Raw genomic sequence first — 19710 nt, forward strand, 5'->3', positions numbered from 1 at the left:
TGTGGCGCGAGAAGAACTCAAGCGAACACATCTTTAAAGGTCATGGTGATAGCAAAAAGTTTTCTGAACTTTGCAGGATTACCGACATCGAATTTTAGTCTCACGCATGGGATCTATACCCACTTGATCCATGCGATGGCAAAGTCCACTATTCATGAAAGGGAACGGCGCCTTTCTGGCTTACCGTAGAGCACAGGGGACGTGATTAATGGTGAGGAAGGAAGGGCATGCTGTGCCTACAACACTCGAAGACTGGCTTAACGGCCGGCCTAGTTGGTTGCGCATGGCGGCTACTATCGTTATTGAGCACCGTCGCATACCGACAGAAGAAGAGATGGAGGCACTCGCTTCCCATTGCTTGGCAGAAGCTGCCAAAACGCTAGAGGCCCCGCATCCACCCTTGGCACCAGGAATCATCTTGGGAACGCCATCGGCCGCAGATCTTCGCATTGACTCGGTCTCCTGCATCCGAGGCGTCAACGCCATCGGGGAAGACGCCGTCCTAGATCTTAGGCAGGGCCAGATGACGGTAGTTTACGGTCCCAACGGAGCCGGCAAATCGGGCTATGCCCGCCTAATGAAGCACGTGTGCGGGGCAAGGGCCAAGGGAGCTATTTACGGCAACGTGTTCAAGCACGGCCCCGCTGCCGCCTCCGCTTTGATCAAGGTCAGCACGACGCGGGCCGATGGCGCCAGTGTGTCTGCCGATCTCTCATGGGAAGAGGCCCAGGGCCCCCATCCGAAGTTGAAAGCAGTCCCGGTCTTCGATTCTGCGACGGCGCTAGAGTTCGGGGACACCGCTACCACCGCCACCCACCTTCCGCGTGCCATGCGGTTTGTGGGCATGCTCATCAAGATTTCGGACGACGTTGCCGCTCGATTCACCGCTCGCGGCTGTTTAGAAGTAGCTCACTCCTGATTTCTTGCGGTGCGTAAATTTACTTCCCTAGCCATCCACAGGAACATGCTTGGCGCTGCTAGGGCAATAAATCGCGCACTCAGCCCACACGCAACAACATCATCGCGCAGTCGGAGCAGCGCGCAGGTTGATCGCCCTGTATTGCCTCTGGTTGCCGTAACGCGGCCCATTCTTCTCGAGTGTGGCACAAAGCCGGCCTTCGCCACAGGGAGCCACGTCCGCACGCGACACGCGGTCCAGGTAATCGATGGACGATCGAAGCTGTGCGAGTTCGGTTCGCTTCTCGTTGATAATGCCCACCGAGTAAGCCACCGCCCCCAGTCCCAACACGCCCGCCACCAGCATCGTGGCGGATGCAATGCCCATGCGTCGCGTGATCTTTGTTTCCAAGGACTGCTGGGACTGCGCGTAACGTCGAGTGGCTTGCTGCAGTGTCTCATCCGCAGTGGCCATTTCTTTGTTGAATCGCTTGGCGGCTGGCTCGAGCGTCTGCGTCAACGCCTGATTGGTCAGCTGCGTCAAGCGCGGCAACGCATTCTCCAGCACTCGATTGACCTTGGCATCGGCGCTGCTGGCCGCGTGTTGGACTACCTGAAGTTGCTCGGCAACCACCTCGCGCAACCGTTGTTCGCGCTGCTGCATGGATGCCACCAACGTCGTCAGCACTTTGACCGTCTCTTGCAACGAGGTGTTCGATGCATTCAACGTGGCCATCATTTCCGCCATTGCGGCGGCGTCTTGCCTGTCCATGAGGTTTCCTGAGCTCGGCTGGTCACGGAAGCGATTTTGACTAACCGCCGCCCCCACCACCACCACCGCCTCCTCCCCCGCCGCCACCGCCGTCTCCACCCCCACCGCCGTCCCCTTGGGGACCGCTTTGCATCGGTCCCTTGGCAAACTCCGGCAGCGTCATCACCATGACCGGCCCGCGGCTGGTGTTGATTTCCGCTGAGACATCCATCCCCAGCGCTTGGCGTGTGGCCGCGAGCTCCTGGGCCTCCTGCTGGGCCTGCGCCTCAAGGAACTCGTTGCCTCTTTTGATGAGCGCCTGCGTCGCTGCGCTGTTGGCGACTCGGTTCAGCGCTTGCTCGATCGCCAGTTCGTTCTTGCTGTCGAGCGCATAGAGAACTTCGTCCACGTCCGGGTCGCCCGTGATGGATTTCCGCGCCACCTGCGAAGAATCGTCTGGCGCATCCCTTCCCCCTGGACCGAAGAAGCCCTGAGCCTGAGGCGGGAAGACATTGGTTTGCTCAGCCGTTTCGCTAGGAGAGCGGCGATCCAGTTGGTGCGCGCTGAATGCATCGATGCTGCCACCCTCTTGGTCTAGCGCCCTCTTTTGAGCGAAGGGATAAGGTTCTCCACGATCGCGATACTCCTTCCATTCCTGGTGGAAGCGTTCGTCTTCCCGATCTGCCGCCTCAATCTCCTGTTGCAGCTGGCGCAGCGAGCGCATGGTCTCTTCCAGGAATAGAGCACCGCCCGGGTCTGCGGCGCTGCGGTCCTGCGCTGGGGTCGATTGAGTGCGTTGGTTTTCTGCGTCTGCTGCCCCGACGGAGGAGCGACTCACGGCACTGGCTTCTGGGGACTGCTCGTGTGCTTGCGCGAGGTGTTGAGGTGGCAGCAACGGCGCACCATGAGCAGCGATCAAGGTGTCTGAAGGACGGGGCTGCTCTGCCTTGGTCTCTTGCTCAGGAGTTGAAAGCGCCCTGGCCTGTGGTGCCATCAATGGGTCTGCTGTCGCAGGCGTTGTTGGGGCCATGACGCGAACCGGCTCTGTCTCTTGCTCACGTGCCGCGTCTTGCTGGCGGATCGGCGCTTGCTCCATCTCCGCCTGCTGCGTTTGCACCTGGTGATACAGCGCCGGGGTCACCGCATCGGCCTGCACGCTTTGCACAGGTTGGTCGCTGGGTTCCCGGCCCCCAGACGGAGACACTTGGAGGTGCGCAGCATCGCGACTCTCCAACGTCTGCCTTTCCAGCGCGCGCGCCGCTTCTTGTGCTTGATGCGGCTGCACGTCACCTAAGCCCGCTGTTTGCTTTGGTGGGTCAGGTGGGTTGTGAGCCAGCTGTTCGCCTGTCTGTTGGCTCTGGACTTCAAACTGCTGACGCGCGTCTTCCTGCGGCAACTCGGTCCGTGGCGTTTGTTGAGCCAGCGCTGCATTCGGAGCGTGCGGCCGAGGGTCGGCTTGTTGCGAGGCGTGCTGGCTGGGGTCTTGCTGCTGCGCCTGCCGAGCCCGATGTTCTTGGACCTCAGTTCGCGTTGCTTCTTGAGCCTGGCGGTCTTGTTGCTCCCGCTGCCGGCTGTCGGCCTGGCGCTCTTGCGCCTGACGTTGCTCGACATCCCTCTCCTCACGCTCCTCCAGCTCTCGCTGCTGGCTGGCCTGTGACTGCCACTCTTGTTGCTCGCGTTCTTCCTGTTCGCGTTGCTGCGCTGCTTGGCGTTGCCCTTCCAACAGCGCCTGTGCCTGAACTGCCTGCTCGCTCTGCGCCTGTTCTTCGTGCTCAGGCTGTGCCTGCTGGAGGTGCTCGCGCACTTGCGCGACGTGCTGCTCGTGCGCAACACGATCTTGCTGTTCGCGTTCTTGTCGCGCCTGCGCCGCAATAGAAGCCTGCATGCGTGCCTGGAGATCGAGCACTCGCTGCGGACTGGAAGAATCGGAGGTCGAGGTGTCGCCATCTCCCGTCGCTTCGGACGCCCGAGCAGCGGTTGCGGTTGCCGTGTCCTGTCGGTGGTCCCGCGCCTCACTCAACGCCTGCCGGATGTCGTCGCTGCTGGTGACGGCTACCACGCGAGTGATCCCATCGCTGCCGCGCTGGAGGTGCGCGATGGGGCTGTCATACCCGTATTGCCCCAACTCGTTGCGTTGTAGCTGCTGCATGGTCGGCCCGGTGATGCCGTTGGCGTCCCTGGTCCGCTGTGCGGCCAGCTCCACGGCCTGTTGGGTCTGCGGGTTGACGTTTAAATCAATGCCTGCCGCACGGTAACGATGCAGCAGTTCGTTGTGCTCCATCTGCGCAGCCGTCGGCGCGGGAAGTGCCTGGATCGCCGCCAAGGTTTCCTGGGAGCACTCGATTGAGGGCTGCCGCAGTCGGTCGGTCAGTTCCAGCTCCATCGCCAGATTGCCACTGGCGACGCCATCCTTGCCGGCCCACTGCCCTGACTCGTTCCGCTGGTAGACCTGGCCGTCGTGTCCCTGCACGTGACCTTGCTTGGCGAGGACGCTTTCCACTGCCGCAGGCACTTCGACACCGTAAGCCTGGGCACGTTGCGCGGCATGGTTTTCCACGTAAGCGGCGGCGATGGCTTCGCGCCCGGTGGCGATGTTGCTTTCGATACGGCCCAGGGCTTCTTGGTTAAGCTGACGCGCGCGTTCCGGGGAAGCGATTTGGTGTTCGTAGCTGCCTCGGTCGTTGGCACCGGACACGACTGTTTTGACTTGGCGTTCCCAGAGCTCGGTGGTCGGATTGCGATGCCAGTTCTGGTTGTCCAATCCCACTTGGTCGCTTGCTTGGGCCGGGAGGTTGAACGGGTCCTGGGGCGCAGGCACCTTACCTAGCGCCAACTCCACGGCCTTGGCGTTGGCCAGCGCACCCAGTTCCTGGGATTTTTCGTAGCTCGCAACCACGGGCTGCTCGCCGCTCGTGCGCCGGCCATCCTGGGCGAGGTCGATGGCCGCATCGCGCTGCCAGTTGCGACCGTTGAATTGCCACTCCACACCGGCCTTGTCGGTCTGGTGGTAGATGGCGCGGTTATCCAGCAAATCGGCGCCTTTGTCGAACGCCTTGCTCATCAACAGCGCGTCGCCAACCACCAACGCCGCCGGGACGAAGCCGCTTCCACCAATCGCAGCGGCGGTGGATGCGCCACCGGCCCAGCCGCCGACATTGCGCGCCAAAGCATGGGTTACCTCGGACTGCGCGGCCGTGGCATTGCCTTGTTCCAGCAACTCGGCAGATCGGCGAGCAGTCATCATTGCGTCTGCGCCGGTCGCCAACAAACCGCCCGAACGCACCAAGGTGCTCGCCGACGCATTGCCCAGCAATACTTCCATGGACGCTGCACCGCTTTGACCGCGAGGAACTCGCAAAGGTCTGGCGGCCTCTTCGCCCAAGGTGTTCTCAACCACAGCCACGCCATTTGGTGACAGCGTCAGCTTCCCACCGTGGTAAGCGTCGGAGATGGCCTGACTTAAGCCATGACGCTGAAGATCGAGGTTGCCGCCGCGAGTCAACGGTTGCCCTGAGCTTTGAAAGTGGTTGAGCGTGGAAACGATCCGGCCTTCGTTGTGGGTGACCACCGCCCATTGCCGTGTGCTCCAGCTCGCCTGCCCGTGCGCGTCCATCTGCGCAACATTCTTCGAGGCGTAACTCGTTGGCAGGTTACTGATCGGGTCATCGAAAAAAGCGTTGGTGATGGCCCTAGCCTGGTCCCTGGTTTGGTTCAGACCGGCGTTGGTGTGGAGTTCGCCATTAATCAATGCAACCTGCGCCGCATCGCTTAACCGTTGGACCTTCATCGCCATCCGGTCCAACGCGCCCGCATCGCCGGCTAACGCGGCGATGCCGTCCTTCGTTGAAGCCAGGTCCTTTAATACCTGTGTTGAGCCGATCTTGTAGTCCTGCAGCGGTCCTCCCGAATGTGGCGAGACTCCCAAGGCATGGGCAAGCGCCCTGTCCTTGGGCATGTTGATCAGGTTTGTGGCCGCATCCTTGTTAAACCGACCCGAATCCACCAACGCTTCTAGCAGCGGATCTCTTGCAAACGTCTGTTGCTCAAGGGCGTGATGGCCCTGAAACAATGGGGTGTCTTTTTTTGGCACGGCTTAGGCTCCTTCCTTGTAGCCCGGCGGCATCAAATATCTGATGCGTCGATAAAAGAGATACCGCTAGCTTCGGCGCTGTCAGGAATGCCGGCTGCGAGGACTGCGGCCTTGAACACTTGGTCGCAGAAAGCCGTGGGATTGAAGGGCGTCCTGAAGACGTGAGCCCCCTTCAGCGCTTCGCTGCGGAAAGCCAAGCTTGCGCCGCCAGCCAGCGAATAGAATTTCCCACGCACGTAGTCGTCATCAATCTTGATCTTCAACCGCGATCCAGCCTCATCGAGCGCATCTCGCTCGCGCACCACGTCGCAGAGGTAGTGGCGGGGGCCCGGAGTGCCATTGGCCAGGCGGTAATCCACCTCCGCAAAGGCAAACGCCTCGGGATCGACCGATGCCATCACGTCATGGAGGCGGCCGGATATCAGCCAGTAGCCACTGAAACCCGCCTCTAGGTCTCGGGGCTCGGGGCCTGCACTGGGCTCAAGAGTCAGCAGCGGGAGTTCTCGCAACGGCGGGAAGCCACCATCTTCCGGCCGCAGAATCAGCCGTGGCGGTGAAAGAAGCTGGCGCTTGTTGGTGAACTGCACCCCGCAGGCCGAGCGGTTGCTCTCCACGTCCGGCTCGAACATGTAGTGAGCGCCTGGTTCGGGCTTGTTTGGGGTGGCTGAGTCCATGTGCTGCGTCTCGTCCATATTGGATTTGCCTTCGCGTGCTGAGGAAAGCTTACCCCCATCAACGGAGCTGTTGGGTAGGACCATGTTCTGCATGCACCCGCTCGAGCATATTTGGATTGGAGGCGAACGTTCGTTGTGTGACCACAATCCCGGTCTAGGGCACGGTTCGTGGGCTGTCTCTTTGTTGCTAGGCTACCTTTGGCGAAACGCATTTCGCGATGTGCCCATGCCCCAGCCAAACCAGACCTTCGACTCAACGATTCAAGCTGCCAGTGCCCCCTGGATCACCGCTGACCAAGTGTTGCCTCTTGTGCGCCTGGAAGGCGGAAAGCTACCACTGCGTGTGGCCGGGAGAGCCAAGAAACTCATGCCGTGGAACCAGTTCTGCTATGGGGTTTTTGAGCCTTATCCCGGCATCGAGTTGAGCTTCAGGATTCCCGCGGATGAGCAACCTCAAGACGACGCCCCAATCATCATTGCAGGCGTATTGACGGTGAACAGAAAAATGTCCGTAGAGCTCCAGGGACGTGTGGAGGGCCCCTGGCTCACGGTCACGCGCGAGCCAGTGGTGCCCATCCCGGATCGAGGACGCAATCCAGTGGCGATCGGGGAGTTCCTCGGGAAAAACGGCCTTTCTGGGCTTGGCTTTCTCGCGAGCAAGACCGGCTGGGACGACATCTGCTCAGCAGCGCGACTCCCGGAACTGCGCAACAACTCGCATGTGACGGCAAACTTCGGGGATGAAACCAAGTTCCTTGAAGCATTGAAGCAGCTCACTGGGACCGGCGTAAAAGGACTGGTCATCGCGCGAGGGGGTGGGGAACGCTTGGAGACCATTGGCGACTCGCGCAATGTCACCCGTGCCCTGATCGAAACAGGCCTGCCCTTCTATGTCGCGCTGGGCCATGCCAACGACGTGCTGTTGCTGGACAAGCACGCCGACGATGTTTTCCTCACGCCCAGCGATTTCGGTCACCGACTGCGAGATTGCCTGGATGCAGCTCAAGAGGCAGAAGATGCACGAGCCGAAGCAAGCGATGCCGAGGACAAGTTGATTCAACTCTCGACCAAGCTTGATCGGAGAGAGTCAGAGCTTGACGAAACCCGCCGTCATTTGAACGAACTGTTGCAGCAAAGCAAGCTGGATGGCCAAGGCCTAAAAGCCGAACTCCGACAATGGAAGGTGTTCGCCACCACTGCGGGGGCTGGCTTGTTCTTGCTTTTGCTGTGGCTAGCCATGCGTTAAAAAGCTCACATGCTGGACAGAAGACGAAGAGCTTGCTTCAGCACTACCTCAATCTCCTGCCATGGCCGACATCATCAACCTCTTCTACGAAGGCGATTTCGCTCACCAGCCAGCCGTATGCATCGCTGAGCGCATCGGCGATAGCCTCTTCACTCTCGCATTCGACCGTGGCTTCAGCGGGCAATGACGGACGCTTGCCGTCGGTCTCCCACACGATCCCACGCACGTGAAACGCCTTCATTCCTGCTCCATGGATGTGGATCTGCCTTCGCAGTCTAGCGTTGGCTGACTGCATAGGTGAAGGGGCGGGCTATGCCCACCCCCTGCTGGCCAGGCTGACGCTCTTCTGACCACCGATAACCAGATGGTCTAGCACTCGGATGTCCAGGAGGCCCAAGGCTTCCTGCAGGCGTTGGGTGACCTTACGGTCTGCTTCGCTCGGCTCCGGATTGCCCGAGGGGTGGTTGTGAAACAAGATGAGCGCGACCGCGTTGAGCTCCAGCGCGCGCTTGGCGACGACTCGGCTATGGACTTCGCAGCCGTCGATGGTGCCTGAGAACAAGTGCTCGGTAGAAATGATGTGGTGCTGGTTGTCCAGGAAGACGACACCGAAGACTTCGTGCGGCAGGTGAGCGCAGCGGGCAACCAGGTAGCTGCCGGCCTGCTCCGGGCTGTGGATCCGACCTTGGCGCTGAAGCCGCCCTTCGAGGATGCGGGCTGCTGCGAGCAAAATACCCGCCTCGTCCATCTGGAGTTGATACTGGACTGCTCGGTCTTGGGTGCGCTTCATCGGTTCTTCTCCACCAGCGCGTTGTGCGCCTCGTGGGAACCGGCAAGCGAAGCGTCCGGCCCTACCGCACCCGGGAGTGAGCACGGCGCAAGCGGCGCGCAGCGAAGGGCCGTAACAAAGCGCCAGCGACGAGAAGGAGGCCTGTCCTTGCGGTCGGGACAGTGGAGCTAAGGTCCCTTTAGAGGCCCAGCGCTGGTGGAGACAGCACCATGCATGCCCTACAAGGCCTGCGGGCTAAACGGCATTCGGATGGGAGGGGGTGATCGATGTCAGCAGGCGGCGCCTGGGCTTTGCAGCCAGTGGGGCTTCTGCGGACCTGTGCCTGCCTTACGCACGCATCGCTGCGCAGGAGAAGCACGCAGGCATCGGAATGGGCTGGTCGACCCCAACGGGCTCAGACGTGTTCGTCTATGTTTCCCAGTCCGTGCCACGACAAGATTTCCTCGGCCCGACGGCCGACGAACTGCGCGTCCTCGCTCGTCATCGCCTTGCTCTCGATGGCAGCAGCCATATTGGCAAAGGCTTGCCAAAATGACGGCGATCAGGACTTGAGGCCCGCAGGGCGGGCACCGCAGCATCCAGGCGTTCGAGGTGACGGCGAAGCTCGGCTCTGTCCATGGACCTGAGTATCGGCAGTGCGGTCGCACTGCTTGAGACGCCGCGGCCAACGCAAGACAGCTAGCCCCTTCAGGTGCCGAGATGGCGCTGCTCAAGCGCCGCGTAGGGTGAGCGACCATTGGGTCCCACGTCCGGCAAGGTCAGATTGCGCTCCTGGCATTCGTCGCACCATCGGTGTCGCGCCCCATCGGATGTCAGAAAGTTCTGAACCAAGCAGATCGCTGCTTTGAATATAAATAATACTAACAATAATAGGCTAACATTTAACTTAAATTCATCTTTAAAATCGAATATCAAACTCATTTAGTTAGCTTATTTACTGCAAACAGTACGCAATTGACTGCGATAAATCGACACAAATTCTCTTGAAACCCTTGGTTTACAAGGCTTCTCACCGGATAACGAATTGGCGGACCCGGGAAGCACTCCATTGGGAATATCCCAACACCTAAGGACTGCGCCGCCGCCGCAAATTTTTGTATCGCCCCCGTTGACGAATTTTCGTCCTGTCATATCCCTACTTCCATCTCTCGATGGAAGTGACCCATGACCAGCAACCCCGCCGCAACACTCAACGATTACATCGCCTCGCCGTTTGGCCTCCTGCAGTTGGAAGGCATCCACATCGGCCGGTTCCGCATCGACCGCGCCATCATCCGAGGCAGGGAAGCCGCCATCAACCTGCAGGAATGCATCCTCGCCGCGCTCGACGAAACCGGACGAAAGAGCGGTCTGAAGAACAACACACGCTACCCAGCGCAACTGCCCATGGGCACGCCTTCGCGCCCCTTGGCCAAGGAGATCGAAGATCATCTGGAGGACATGCGTCGCCGCCAGCTCGACCCGAAGACTGTGCAGTCCACCGAGCGCACGTTGAAGCTGCTGCTTCTTACCTGCGGCAACATCTCCGCGGCTCGAGTTGACTACTACCACATCCAAGCGCTCTGGACGCTGCTGCGCTGGGCCCCAAGGAACTTATTGTCGGATCCGCTGCTGAAGGACCTCTCCTTTGATGAAGCGATCGCACTGGGGAAAGAGCAAGACGTGCCGCCGCTGGCGCCTGCCACCGAGGAGCGCCACCGCCGATTTCTCGTTGCCTTCTTCAACCACCTGGTCAACGGGCAAGCCATCGACGTGTCACCGATGAAGGCCTTCCGAAAGCCCAAGAAGGACGACACCATCGATCCCGACAAGGCGATCCGCCTATTCGAGGACGCAGACCTGCAAGCCATTTTTGACCCCGCGATATTCATTCCTTGGGCCAAGAAACCGCAGTATTGGTGGGCACCGATGATCGGCTTGTATACCGGTGCCAGGGTCAACGAAGTCTGCCAGCTGAAGTTGACCGACATCATCGAAGAACGCGGCATCTGGTGCATCGCCTTCCAGAAGACGTTGGACCAGGACTTGGCCGCGGACCCGAAGCGACGGCGGCGCAGCCGGCAAAGCATGAAAGGCGCGGGGTGCATGCGCATCATCCCCATCGCCAAGCCGCTCTTGGAGGCAGGATTTCTGGAGTTCGTGGAAGACATGAAAGCGATCGGCCACCCTCGCCTGTTCCCGCTGCTCTCCGCGGGCGTGAATCGCACGACAGGGGAAACGAATGCGCGTTACAGCCAGCAGTTCGTCGTGGACTTCGGGCGCTACTTGAAGAGCCTCGGCTTCCCCAAGGGCGTCGGATTCCACGCCTTCCGCCATACCCTTGCCACCGAGCTTGATGTCAACGATGTTCCAGAGAAGGAGATTGCCTTGGTCACCGGCCACAGCACCGATCCCCGCGACCGGGTCCAGGTCTTGCGCCAGCACTACCTCCACAAGAAACCGCAGGTGACGCGAAGCAAGCAAATCAGCGCCTTGGAGCTCTATCAGCCCAACGTGGAGCTGCCGCGCTACCAGCGGGGACAGTTCGCTTCGCAGTTGTCGGATACATCTAAGTTTTACCCATGAGGCTTGACTAGCCAGAAAACCTGTTATAATAGTCTGTTAGACCTATCGAGACACACGGAAGTGGCAGTCAATCCATACAAGAGCATTGCCCTGGACCACTTGAGGATCCGCAGTTCGCTTGAGGGCCTAGGGTGTGAAGACCTTCACCAAGTTCAGCAGAACGGTGGGAAGTTGATACAGCACAGCGGAACGCATGACGGAAAGAGGTTTCTACTGAATGTCTTCGTGTCAGGAAACGGAAAATGCACCATTGGCTACGCCGTTGGATTTGATCGCGAAACCTTCGATTTCCTCGCCAGATCGATTTGCGAAACTTGTGGATATGGCGCGTCCTCAGCTTTAAACACATCAATTCCTCGATTCAGCGATGCGAGCTTTAAGCATTTAATTTCTTTCCTTCAAGAGCAGGGAGCTCAAGTTGAGACCGACGAGGCAAGGGACGTTTATCGTCTAATGCGGGTGAAGGGTCCTAACGGCGACAAGCTTACAATTAAGCATTTCAACAACAAGACATTGCAGCTTCAAGGTTTCCATGCGCAGGTCGCAGCATGGGCGCTTGATCTTGTTCAGACCTTAATGCCGCTGGACGAGGTCTTAGCTCATCAGAAAGCTGTATATGAGGTTCCTTTAACCGTTGCGCAGATAAAGCAAGATCTGGAAAGCCGAATTCCGCATGTCCATGACCGCTTAAGGGAAGAAGTGAGGGTTCAGCTGTCTTCAGCTCTGGCACTTACGAAGGTGGGCATTTGTCTCGAAGATCATTCGGCCATCGCCTTTCCGGCGCTTCGAGGGCTCGAGGGCTACTGCTTCCAGCTATTGGCCGAAGAAGTTAAGGTTCAGCTTGAAAGCAAGTGCAAGTTGGGTGAGTTCTTTGATACAACAGGTTCTTCACCATCGCTACTTACCATCTACCATGGGACGGCAACGCCCCGGGTTCAGGGAAAGTTAGTCGAGTGTTACACACTTTGGCTAGATCAGCGTCACAGGTTGTTCCACATGGATGCACAAGGCGTCAACACTCGTGTCCTTGAGTCCCGCGATGTCGCTGTTGCGCTCGTTAACGATGTTTTGGACACGATTGAAGTTGCTCACCAACACATTGAAGGAACTATGGGAGGCACATGAAAAACTTTGTTGTTCTTCACTCGCCTACTGAGGCTTTCGCTGTTGTCGTGATGTCCACGGGCGCATCCCTACCCCAAGAAAATCTTGAGGAAGTAGCGCAGGAGCTGCGCCAGCGCCATGTCAATGGCGAAGTCGTATTCGACCTACTGACGTCAAACGGCTCCAAAACCCGACGCTACTTCTCAACCGGTTTTGATGGCAGAGAGTTTGCTCCTGGTGCTTATCTAAAGCGCGTGCAAGCTGACGTTGCTTTACGAGAAGCGGCTGCAAAATATATGCATGAACACGTGTCTGAGTTTGACCTGAAATTGCTCACACCTGCGATGCGCTATGCCGCTAGGCAAGGCATCCCTCTCTAATCTGATAAGCATGCGCTGGGCCAGTTCGGTCCAGCGCATGCTCCAGACTAGATGTATCTTTATTTCCAGGCCAAAACCTTGCGCGATTTCATGTCGCCGCGGGCGCGAACATAAGCTTCGCCCTTCTTGAGGGAGGTCAAAGACGCCCCTGCCCCCAAGATGCGCTTGACCGAAGCCTCTCGTGCATTTGTTCCAAAGCACACCAGAAGCCCCATCTCCGACAAGAAATCGTCGTCCTCGCCCTCGAAATCGTCCGGCTTCTGCGAGATGAGCATGACGGCCGCACCCTTCGAACGACCAAGCCGGATGAGGTTCGACAAACCCGGGAGCCTGGCTTCCAAAGCGCGGTGCGCCTCATCGATAACGCACATGATGCGGAGCGAGCGATTGCCTTCGGCATCGGTGTTCGAATCTTGCTTAGAGTTGATAAAGCGCTCCAAGGCATCCGTCAACAACGCAACAACCGTCACTCGAACGAGTTCCGGGACACTGGCGGGCAATGAGATGATCCACGACCGCGAGAAGAACTCCTCTGGCGTCATCTTGGGCTCAAAGAGCGGAAGCCTACACAGATCCACCAGCATGGAGACTGCGCCATCCTCCTTGACCCCGGCAGACGCATAGACGTCCTCAAGACACTCTTTCACGTCTTCAAGCGTGCAGGGATGGCGAGTGCGTAATGCCTCTTCCAAGGCATCATTGAGCCTGCGGCGCTGCTGGTCTCCCAGCTTGTTTTGCTTGAGATTGCTCAGGCTGTCTCGCAAGCGCTGTGCGGTATTGACTACTCCATGCTTGCTGTTGTCTGACAGGGCAAAGACGTCCAGCGGAATAGTGATGTTCGGCGGCGAAAGAACGACCGCGCCGAAGGCTTTGTCCAACGCATTGTGCTTGTCCGCCATGTCCCCCTTGAAGTCGAATGCCAACAACGGGACGTTGGTCTGCTCAGCGATAGACCTCAAGACAAAAGCAGCCGTCCGGGTCTTACCACTGCCCACGCCGCCCATGAAAGCGCTATGAGGACTGCCTCCTGGGGCATTGAGCGTCCAAATGACTTCTTCATTGTTCGAAACGTCGTGGCCGATCTCACCCATGCGCACGGGGACCGGGCCGGGCGACGTATCTGCCACGACTGGGGAAGTTCCACTACGACGCTTTTCCGTCACTTCTGGCAGAGCACTCTCAGCCAGACGGCGCCAGAACTCGGAATTGTCGCCATCTGAAGCATCGAGCTCCTCAGACAGAATCTTCATGCCTCTGGCCCAGTGTCGCTGGACGACGCTTTGCAGATCCTTGATGGTGAGCGAACTGCCAGCATGCTCGATAAGGAGCGACACCCAACTGGCTAGGTCGGCCCCCGTCCCAAACAGCACGTCGCCCTTGATAACCCGGCCCACCTCGCCCTCCACCTTGGAGGGCAGCGCAGGTATGGCCAAAGAGCGGGCTAATGCCAGTCTTGCAGGAATGTTGAAGGACCCGAACCCAAGTCGATCTTTGACTCGCTGAGACAGTTCATCCGTGTCAGCAGTCGAGCGAAAAGCCGTGCCGGCAATCACTTCTAGGGTCAGATAGTCGTTTGCTCCATTGCTCATCTCAGACTCCCTGCCCGTCAAAATAGCCTTCCTCGCACCAGCTACGAGCCACGCCACCCTCTACCTTGTTTCGGATGATGTAGAACTTGGACACCTTGGCGCGTATCGCGGCAAGGAACTGACCGACCACTTCTGTATCCGTCGAGATCAGGATGACCTGCCCTTTGCGGCTGGTGATATGTTTCAGCACGTTCAGTCGATGGTTCTCGTCCAGACGACCCAACGGGGTGTCCACAACCAATGGGAAGGTGCGCTCGGACACTTCAGCGATGGCTGAAAAAAGCGCTTGGGTAAAGATTTGCTTTTCGCCGGCCGACAGGTCGTATTGACGTAGATCTCGGCCGTCTGGGGAGGCCAGTTCAACAGCGCCGTCCTCATTGATTGTGACGTCCCGCAAGTAGTCGCTGCGGTGAGCCATGGCACGAATACCACGGGTCATCGCCTCCGCCACGGCGTCGGACTGCAAGGGCCACGCTTCTTCAACCAAATTTCCCAGCATTTCCGCGACCTTTTCAGCACGACCAGCCAACTGCGCCGGCCGCTCTGATTGGTCCAGATGCCCAGTCAAGCGACCCAGCTCGCGCCGCTTCTGTTCTAGGTCGGCTCCACGAGACTTGACCATATTGGTCAGCGAGCCGCGCTCTTCGCGCATCAGGCCCACCTTTGTGTTCACTTCGTTTAGCTGGTCGCGCTTTTCTTCGACCTGAGGCGTGGCTCCCTCCGTCGAACGGATGACAGCAGAGACTTCACGCAGCTTGGCTGAGCTGCTCTCCATGGTCTCAAGCAGCTCCACGATGCTTGCTGAGGAGACCGCCTTTGCATCGCGAAGACGATCTAGGACTCGCTGGAGCATTGGGCCGCGGGCGTGCGCATGCCTGAAAGAATCGGCCACATCGCCTGGGGGCGGGAACCACAGCCGCTCCAGAGCCTTTTCCACGGCCGCGCGGACGCCAGCCACCTGACGCTCAAGAAGCTCGGGCTCCACCGTCGGCAACTGCTCGTTCAAGAATTCAAGGACGCTGGCGGTGCGGTCGTCACGTTGAGAGAGCGCAGCTTCCCACTGGTCCAGACGCGCCTCTTGGTCAAGGCGGGCTTCAACCTTTGAGAGCAACACGCCGCCAGCAAGCGCGAGCGGTAGATCTGACTGCGCTGCGGTGACCAGCTGGTCTTGTGCAGAGTTGTAGCGCTTTTCGTAGTCGGCCTGCTCACGGGTGAGCTCCTCTAGCTGGGCTCTGGTGCCTGCCCCGTAGCCAAGTTCTCGCGTCAACGAATCGCGCAATGTTTCGCTGTCGCGGATTTCATTCTCAATGGCCTGCAGCCGCTCTTCGTAGCGCGCTAGCTCTTCTTCCATGCTGCTGACAGCCGAATCCAGCTCGGCGATGGCCTGATTGCTGACCCCTTTTGGAACCTGGCTGCGCTTGGAGTTTGCATAGTTGCGCAGGTCCTTCTGCAACTGCTTGAGCCAGTTCAGACCTAACAGCCCTTCAATGCCCTCCCGGACTTGCGAGCCCATGTCGCGCTCGGCATACACGGCGGCGGACTCGCCGTCGAAAAGGAAGAACCCTGCCAACGACGTGGGAATGAAGGTTTTAGACACCCAGTCACGATACCAACCATCCACGTCATGCTCAGTTCGACCGGGCCCAATGACCCGCCGACCAATGCCCTGAAAAATCTTGAGTTGCTCGGCCGACTCGCCAGCTTTTAGCTTGCCTTGGTCATTGAAATACCAAGTCCTCTCGATCCAAATCGGATCGCCGCCATCATCCATAAACTTCAGCTCGATACGGCAGGAAGAACGGCCGTTTGCAAGCGCATTACCGAAGAGGGCTCGCTCCATGAACTCTTTGAATGACTGCGCCCGCCCTTGTTCGTCGCTGGCAACGCCTGCGCGCAGCACCAGCCGCAAGCCATCGCGGCCAAACAAGCCCAATGCCAATGCCTCAAACAGCGAGGTCTTACCAAACCCGTTGCGCCCTCCGATAACAACGACGTTCTTAGTCTTGCCGGGCGTAGGAAACTCGAAGGTAGCCGACTCGAAAGCCTTCCAGTCTCGCAGACTGATTGACTCAAGATGCATTGTCGGCCTCCTCTTCATACGTCTCGCCCAGCACCTCGTCGAAGGCCTCCCAAAGGCCGTGGCGGCGCTGCATGGTGCTCTTATCAACAACCTCCTCAACCAGTCTGCGAAGGTCGTTCACCGGCAAGCCGATCTGACGGCAGTGTTTACGAATCAACTTGTTGCCCGCCTCTTGAGCGAAAAGCGTTACGACGTCACGTGGCATCTAAATCTCCCCCTGTGTCCTTACTTGGAACCTGCAACGGCCCGTGCTTCATCCACGGACCTGGTAGCAAACATGCTGGCGTCTTCGGCCCAAATCTCTCGAATTCGGATGACCTCCGACTCCTCAATGATTTTGCTCTTGGTTTCCTGCTCGAGCGCCAGAACCCGGTCTAGAACCTCCCGACGCGTTTCCAGCGTGAAGGGGCCTGGAATGAAGACCCCCTCATTGGTAATGGTCAGCTTGCCATTTCTGCGACGAGCCAGACGGCGCTCGGGGTCATTTCGGATCCCAGCCAACCAGTCTCGGAAGTCGACTAGAGGAGTGAACTCGCCATAGCCCGCCTCGACGAATCCCATCAGGCTCTTGTCCTTCTCCACCACTGTGCATGTCCAGCAGCCAAACCGAGAGTTCGAGGTTCCACAGCCTGGCGCATCATCCTGGGATAACACAGTCGGGCACTCGGCCGCGCCCGCATCCATGTAGAGCTGGATCAGCGCGCTGTGCGACCCTCCCCACGGCGGGGGCGTGAAGGCTAAATATTCCCAAACCTCGTCCGTGGACAGCTCCACGATGGGGCGGAAGACCATGCAGTTGAGAAGGTCGTTATGCCGATTGAGCCGTTCGCCATTGTCGTAACGGGCAACCGTAGCGGCGCGCGTGGAGCTCTCCGAGCGTCGGACGCCCAGAAGAAGGATCACCTGCCCTGCCATGTCCGCTTGCGAACGAATGTATTGGCTCGTCGGCTGGATTTTCATACGGTCAGTGCACCAGCGAAACGACCTATTCGGGGGCGGATAGCCCCTGCCAATCAGGTTCACCCAGAAGGTGGAATCCGTTTCTGGGCGTGTGGTCACCACTCGAACCGGCATCCGCCAAGCATTAGCGGCGTGGTCGATTTCAGACTGGACCGTGGCAACGTGAGTGACGACCAGCGGGCTTTCCACGAGGGTGTCGTTGGACACGATATGAACTTCTCGTGTCCGCTCGTGCGGAGCAAGAGACATCAGGACATCGAAGACTAGATGCGTAACAAGGGTGCTGTCTTTGCCACCGGAAAAGCCGATGACCCAGGGGTGTTGATGGTCGGCCAGGTATTCCTCTCGGATGTCCTGCTGAATACGCTGAATTTTCTTCCCCAGCTCGGGGTCCATCTGGGGGCGGGGTCGTGCAATGCTCATCGTCTGATTGTCTCATAGGCTCCGAGGAGCCAGACCGAGCGAGGCTGCGAAAAAGGCCTCACCACTGTGAAATAGTCCGTATCAGTTCGGCCAACGCGCCAGCGGTTTGAGGGTGCTCGCTGGCCTCTTTGGGATTAGCTGAGCTAGCTAAGGCTCTGTCGAGGTCAGATGGTCCTTGATGAGGTCAAGCACTCCCTGCTGACGCTCTGCGGGCAAACGAGCAACCAGCAGGATGACCTCGGCCAGCACGTCTGAACTTGCGTGGAAGTATGCAGGCGGCACGCCTAGCACCTTGCTCAATGCCGCCAGCGTCTCGTGGTCGGGCTCCCGCTCCCCCCGCTCGTAGCGGGAGAGTCGTGACGAGGCAGCTTTCTCGTTCATCCCCAGCAGCGCTCCCAGTTCGACTTGAGACAAGCCCGCCACGCGCCTGGCCGCACGCAGGCGACGACCAAAGACGGAACTTGTGGGCAGAGAAGCGGGCATGGAGATCTAACTGAGGGCTGACCTCCAAGTCTGCACCGAGTAGCATCCTAACGCACTTATCTGCCAATATGGCAGATAGAACCACACCTAGCAGAGGCCACATGGAACTTTCAGGACACGGAGCGTTCGCTGCGCTCCTGGCGTTGACCCTCGTCTCCCCGTTCACCGCCCACGCTCAAGACACTCCGGAGCAGGAGCCAAGCTTCTTCCGCCAGCTCGGAAAGAGCTTGGCCGACTCGGGGAAGCAGATGGTCGGCATCAAGCCGCACGCCGGCACCAAGGCGGGCAGCCAAGGCACTGGCTCGATTTATGAACCTCTCAGCGGTGCAGGAAAGCTGCCCGACCTCTTTAAGGGCTACAAACACCAAGCAGCACAGCTTGGAAAGCTGGACTGGCCCCGGGTGGCGCTCACGTTTCAGGAATGGGGCGCCTCCCTGCCCTGCTGGACGGTGGAAGCGCGCATCTGGACCAGCCCCACGGCTTCGACCACGGAGACTTTCCGGACCTGCTTCGATGCCCCGCTGACCGAGACCGATGACCTGGGCGAGAAAGCCGAGCTCAACACCTCCGCTCTGTGGAAAGGCCGAGACACCCTCAACGGCATCCGCGTGCCGCCCAGCAAGCCCAACACGGGCTCCCAGCGTTCCACTGGTCCCAACCCTCCGGCCCAGCCCTTTGTCGTCAACGTGAGCCGGCCCGGCGTGGCTGACCGCGCCGTCGATGTCGCCCTGCGCGTCGCCTGGGTGTCGGGATTCCTCCAGACCGCGGACCTGCACCCGGGACCCTCCGGCCTCCTGACGCCCTTCAAGGACACCAGGCTTTGGATCGCCGGGTTCAAGCCCGAAGGGAACCGCGACAAGTAAGCACCCACCTTCCATTCCTACTCACTGAGCAAAGGAACGAAATGAAAAACGCATGGATTGGCTTGGCCGCATTGACCATGGCCCTGGGCCTGACCGCCTGCGGCGGCAAGCCCTCATCTGCCAACGCCAAGGAGGCCTTTGTGCGGCTGCTGAAGGACAGCGGCGCCGGCCAAGTGACCGACGTCCAAAACTTCGAACTGACCGGCTGCGTGGAAGCGGAAGGCGCCGACGGCTATCGGTGCGACACGCGCGGCCAGGCCGTGCTCAACATTGAGGGCCGGCAGGTGCCGATCCCCGTCAGCAAGAACCTGAGGTATGCCAAGGAATCCGGAACCTGGAGGGCCTACGCCAAATGAGCACGAAGACCGATTCGATGGCAGAAACGCCCGTCGATGCTGTGGGAAGGGCTGGCGGGGACGGCGCGCGGCGCGCTGTTCCCAGGAAGGTCATGACCCCGCACAACCGCTTCTTCTGGTGGTTTTCGCTGAGCATACTCTTCCTAGGCCCCTTCGGCTTCGTCGTCGGGCCGCTCATGGCTAGGCGGGGCCTGCGAAAAGCGGAGCGCTTTTACGCTTTCGAGGCTCATATGGCACGTCAGCGTGATCGTGGCTTCAGCTGGTGGCAGTGGTGGGTCATGACGCCGCTGACCGTGATGGGAGCGTTCTGGGTCACATCGGTGCTCAGCGGACTCCCTATGGTGCTGCTGGTGTTGTGGCTGCAGTTGACCAGTTGAGGACACCTTGAAAAGACGCCATCAGAAGCTTGGCTACTTCGCATTTAGAGCTTATCAGCCGCCATTTTTTTAACGCAGATCA

At 59.3% G+C, this 19710-nt stretch carries 18 protein-coding genes and 1 pseudogene; 8 read left to right on the forward strand and 11 right to left on the reverse strand.

Translation table 11 applies throughout. From position 1 onward, the window contains the following. Window positions 1–523 precede the first annotated feature (523 nt). A complete protein-coding gene (locus tag ABQ039_RS14975; RefSeq protein WP_349777976.1) occupies window positions 524–919 on the forward strand; it encodes a hypothetical protein in 396 nt (131 codons plus the stop codon). 99 nt (window positions 920–1018) lie between these two features. Here ABQ039_RS14975 and ABQ039_RS14980 read toward each other — a convergent pair whose 3' ends face one another. The 3 genes from ABQ039_RS14980 to ABQ039_RS14990 form a co-directional block, all read right to left on the reverse strand. After that, window positions 1019–1669, reverse strand: coding sequence for a hypothetical protein (locus ABQ039_RS14980; RefSeq protein ID WP_169705297.1), 651 nt, complete (start codon window positions 1667–1669; stop codon window positions 1019–1021). A gap of 40 nt (window positions 1670–1709) precedes the next feature. After that, the gene (locus ABQ039_RS14985) at window positions 1710–5603 is read right to left on the reverse strand and encodes a hypothetical protein (protein WP_260812422.1); all 3894 of its coding nucleotides are present in this window, start codon (window positions 5601–5603) and stop codon (window positions 1710–1712) included. Window positions 5604–5770: 167 nt separating this feature from the next. Continuing rightward, on the reverse strand, window positions 5771–6412 hold the full coding sequence (locus ABQ039_RS14990) for a DUF1629 domain-containing protein (RefSeq protein ID WP_169708078.1): 642 nt from the start codon (window positions 6410–6412) through the stop codon (window positions 5771–5773). A 226-nt stretch (window positions 6413–6638) separates the two neighbouring features. Between ABQ039_RS14990 and ABQ039_RS14995 the strand changes: the two genes are divergently transcribed. Beyond that, window positions 6639–7658 (forward strand): exodeoxyribonuclease VII large subunit, encoded by a 1020-nt coding sequence (locus tag ABQ039_RS14995; RefSeq protein ID WP_169705296.1) that lies wholly within the window; start codon window positions 6639–6641, stop codon window positions 7656–7658. A gap of 43 nt (window positions 7659–7701) precedes the next feature. Here ABQ039_RS14995 and ABQ039_RS15000 read toward each other — a convergent pair whose 3' ends face one another. The 3 genes and pseudogenes from ABQ039_RS15000 to ABQ039_RS15010 all read right to left on the reverse strand — a co-directional run bounded on the left by ABQ039_RS15000 (window position 7702) and on the right by ABQ039_RS15010 (window position 9066). After that, entirely contained in the window at window positions 7702–7899 is a 198-nt protein-coding gene (locus tag ABQ039_RS15000) for a hypothetical protein (protein ID WP_169705295.1), read from the reverse strand. A gap of 69 nt (window positions 7900–7968) precedes the next feature. Next, window positions 7969–8448: a RadC family protein gene (locus tag ABQ039_RS15005; RefSeq protein ID WP_260812205.1), complete on the reverse strand. Its 480-nt coding sequence runs from the start codon at window positions 8446–8448 to the stop codon at window positions 7969–7971. A gap of 394 nt (window positions 8449–8842) precedes the next feature. Then, a pseudogene (locus ABQ039_RS15010) lies at window positions 8843–9066 on the reverse strand (hypothetical protein). A 546-nt stretch (window positions 9067–9612) separates the two neighbouring features. On the opposite strand from ABQ039_RS15010, the gene ABQ039_RS15015 reads away from it, so the two are divergent. From ABQ039_RS15015 to ABQ039_RS15025, 3 genes are read left to right on the forward strand one after another with little or no spacing between them, the layout of a single operon-like run. After that, complete coding sequence (locus ABQ039_RS15015; RefSeq protein ID WP_260812204.1) at window positions 9613–11013, forward strand: site-specific integrase; 1401 nt, start codon at window positions 9613–9615, stop codon at window positions 11011–11013. A 60-nt stretch (window positions 11014–11073) separates the two neighbouring features. Further along, the gene (locus ABQ039_RS15020; RefSeq protein ID WP_349777974.1) at window positions 11074–12138 is read left to right on the forward strand and encodes a type II toxin-antitoxin system RnlA family toxin; all 1065 of its coding nucleotides are present in this window, start codon (window positions 11074–11076) and stop codon (window positions 12136–12138) included. Next, window positions 12135–12497, forward strand: coding sequence for a type II toxin-antitoxin system RnlB family antitoxin (locus tag ABQ039_RS15025; RefSeq protein WP_144368077.1), 363 nt, complete (start codon window positions 12135–12137; stop codon window positions 12495–12497). The genes ABQ039_RS15020 and ABQ039_RS15025 overlap by 4 nt, the downstream gene beginning before the upstream one ends. Before the next feature lie 59 nt (window positions 12498–12556). Here ABQ039_RS15025 and ABQ039_RS15030 read toward each other — a convergent pair whose 3' ends face one another. The 5 genes from ABQ039_RS15030 to ABQ039_RS15050 form a co-directional block, all read right to left on the reverse strand. Then, window positions 12557–14086: a DndE family protein gene (locus ABQ039_RS15030; protein ID WP_033474639.1), complete on the reverse strand. Its 1530-nt coding sequence runs from the start codon at window positions 14084–14086 to the stop codon at window positions 12557–12559. 1 nt (window position 14087) lies between these two features. Next, entirely contained in the window at window positions 14088–16166 is a 2079-nt protein-coding gene (dndD, locus tag ABQ039_RS15035) for a DNA sulfur modification protein DndD (protein WP_017154969.1), read from the reverse strand. Continuing rightward, window positions 16156–16371: a DNA modification system-associated small protein gene (locus tag ABQ039_RS15040; RefSeq protein WP_017154970.1), complete on the reverse strand. Its 216-nt coding sequence runs from the start codon at window positions 16369–16371 to the stop codon at window positions 16156–16158. The genes dndD and ABQ039_RS15040 overlap by 11 nt, the downstream gene beginning before the upstream one ends. Before the next feature lie 20 nt (window positions 16372–16391). Next, window positions 16392–17522 carry a DNA phosphorothioation system sulfurtransferase DndC gene (gene dndC / locus ABQ039_RS15045; protein WP_260812202.1) on the reverse strand — a complete coding sequence of 377 codons (1131 nt, stop codon included), beginning with the start codon at window positions 17520–17522 and terminating at the stop codon, window positions 16392–16394. A 174-nt stretch (window positions 17523–17696) separates the two neighbouring features. After that, window positions 17697–17972 (reverse strand): helix-turn-helix domain-containing protein, encoded by a 276-nt coding sequence (locus ABQ039_RS15050; protein ID WP_374057869.1) that lies wholly within the window; start codon window positions 17970–17972, stop codon window positions 17697–17699. A gap of 161 nt (window positions 17973–18133) precedes the next feature. On the opposite strand from ABQ039_RS15050, the gene ABQ039_RS15055 reads away from it, so the two are divergent. Genes ABQ039_RS15055 through ABQ039_RS15065 form a run of 3 tightly spaced genes read left to right on the forward strand, consistent with a single transcriptional unit; the run spans window position 18134 to window position 19628 of the window. Further along, window positions 18134–18895 (forward strand): hypothetical protein, encoded by a 762-nt coding sequence (locus tag ABQ039_RS15055; protein WP_260812200.1) that lies wholly within the window; start codon window positions 18134–18136, stop codon window positions 18893–18895. A 41-nt stretch (window positions 18896–18936) separates the two neighbouring features. Continuing rightward, entirely contained in the window at window positions 18937–19251 is a 315-nt protein-coding gene (locus ABQ039_RS15060) for a hypothetical protein (protein WP_260812199.1), read from the forward strand. Beyond that, a complete protein-coding gene (locus ABQ039_RS15065; RefSeq protein WP_349777973.1) occupies window positions 19248–19628 on the forward strand; it encodes a hypothetical protein in 381 nt (126 codons plus the stop codon). Before ABQ039_RS15060 ends, ABQ039_RS15065 begins: the two co-directional genes overlap by 4 nt. The last annotated feature ends 82 nt before the right edge of the window (window positions 19629–19710 follow it).

The organism is Xanthomonas sp. WHRI 6108, from assembly GCF_040202385.2.
Taxonomy (GTDB): Bacteria; Pseudomonadota; Gammaproteobacteria; order Xanthomonadales; family Xanthomonadaceae; genus Xanthomonas; species Xanthomonas arboricola.

Bases quoted from the DNA above. Each gene is read 5' to 3' on its own strand.
- ABQ039_RS14975 (WP_349777976.1), top strand. From the start codon at position 524: ATGACGGTAGTTTACGGTCCCAACGGAGCCGGCAAATCGGGCTATGCC.
- ABQ039_RS14995 (WP_169705296.1), top strand. From the start codon at position 6,639: ATGCCCCAGCCAAACCAGACCTTCGACTCAACGATTCAAGCTGCCAGT.
- ABQ039_RS15040 (WP_017154970.1), bottom strand. From the start codon at position 16,371: ATGCCACGTGACGTCGTAACGCTTTTCGCTCAAGAGGCGGGCAACAAG.
- dndD (WP_017154969.1), bottom strand. From the start codon at position 16,166: ATGCATCTTGAGTCAATCAGTCTGCGAGACTGGAAGGCTTTCGAGTCG.
- dndC (WP_260812202.1), bottom strand. From the start codon at position 17,522: ATGGACCCCGAGCTGGGGAAGAAAATTCAGCGTATTCAGCAGGACATC.
- ABQ039_RS15005 (WP_260812205.1), bottom strand. From the start codon at position 8,448: ATGAAGCGCACCCAAGACCGAGCAGTCCAGTATCAACTCCAGATGGAC.
- ABQ039_RS15030 (WP_033474639.1), bottom strand. From the start codon at position 14,086: ATGAGCAATGGAGCAAACGACTATCTGACCCTAGAAGTGATTGCCGGC.
- ABQ039_RS15000 (WP_169705295.1), bottom strand. From the start codon at position 7,899: ATGAAGGCGTTTCACGTGCGTGGGATCGTGTGGGAGACCGACGGCAAG.
- ABQ039_RS15065 (WP_349777973.1), top strand. From the start codon at position 19,248: ATGAGCACGAAGACCGATTCGATGGCAGAAACGCCCGTCGATGCTGTG.
- ABQ039_RS15015 (WP_260812204.1), top strand. From the start codon at position 9,613: ATGACCAGCAACCCCGCCGCAACACTCAACGATTACATCGCCTCGCCG.
- ABQ039_RS15060 (WP_260812199.1), top strand. From the start codon at position 18,937: ATGAAAAACGCATGGATTGGCTTGGCCGCATTGACCATGGCCCTGGGC.
- ABQ039_RS14990 (WP_169708078.1), bottom strand. From the start codon at position 6,412: ATGGACTCAGCCACCCCAAACAAGCCCGAACCAGGCGCTCACTACATG.
- ABQ039_RS14985 (WP_260812422.1), bottom strand. From the start codon at position 5,603: ATGCCCAAGGACAGGGCGCTTGCCCATGCCTTGGGAGTCTCGCCACAT.
- ABQ039_RS15025 (WP_144368077.1), top strand. From the start codon at position 12,135: ATGAAAAACTTTGTTGTTCTTCACTCGCCTACTGAGGCTTTCGCTGTT.
- ABQ039_RS15055 (WP_260812200.1), top strand. From the start codon at position 18,134: ATGGAACTTTCAGGACACGGAGCGTTCGCTGCGCTCCTGGCGTTGACC.
- ABQ039_RS14980 (WP_169705297.1), bottom strand. From the start codon at position 1,669: ATGGACAGGCAAGACGCCGCCGCAATGGCGGAAATGATGGCCACGTTG.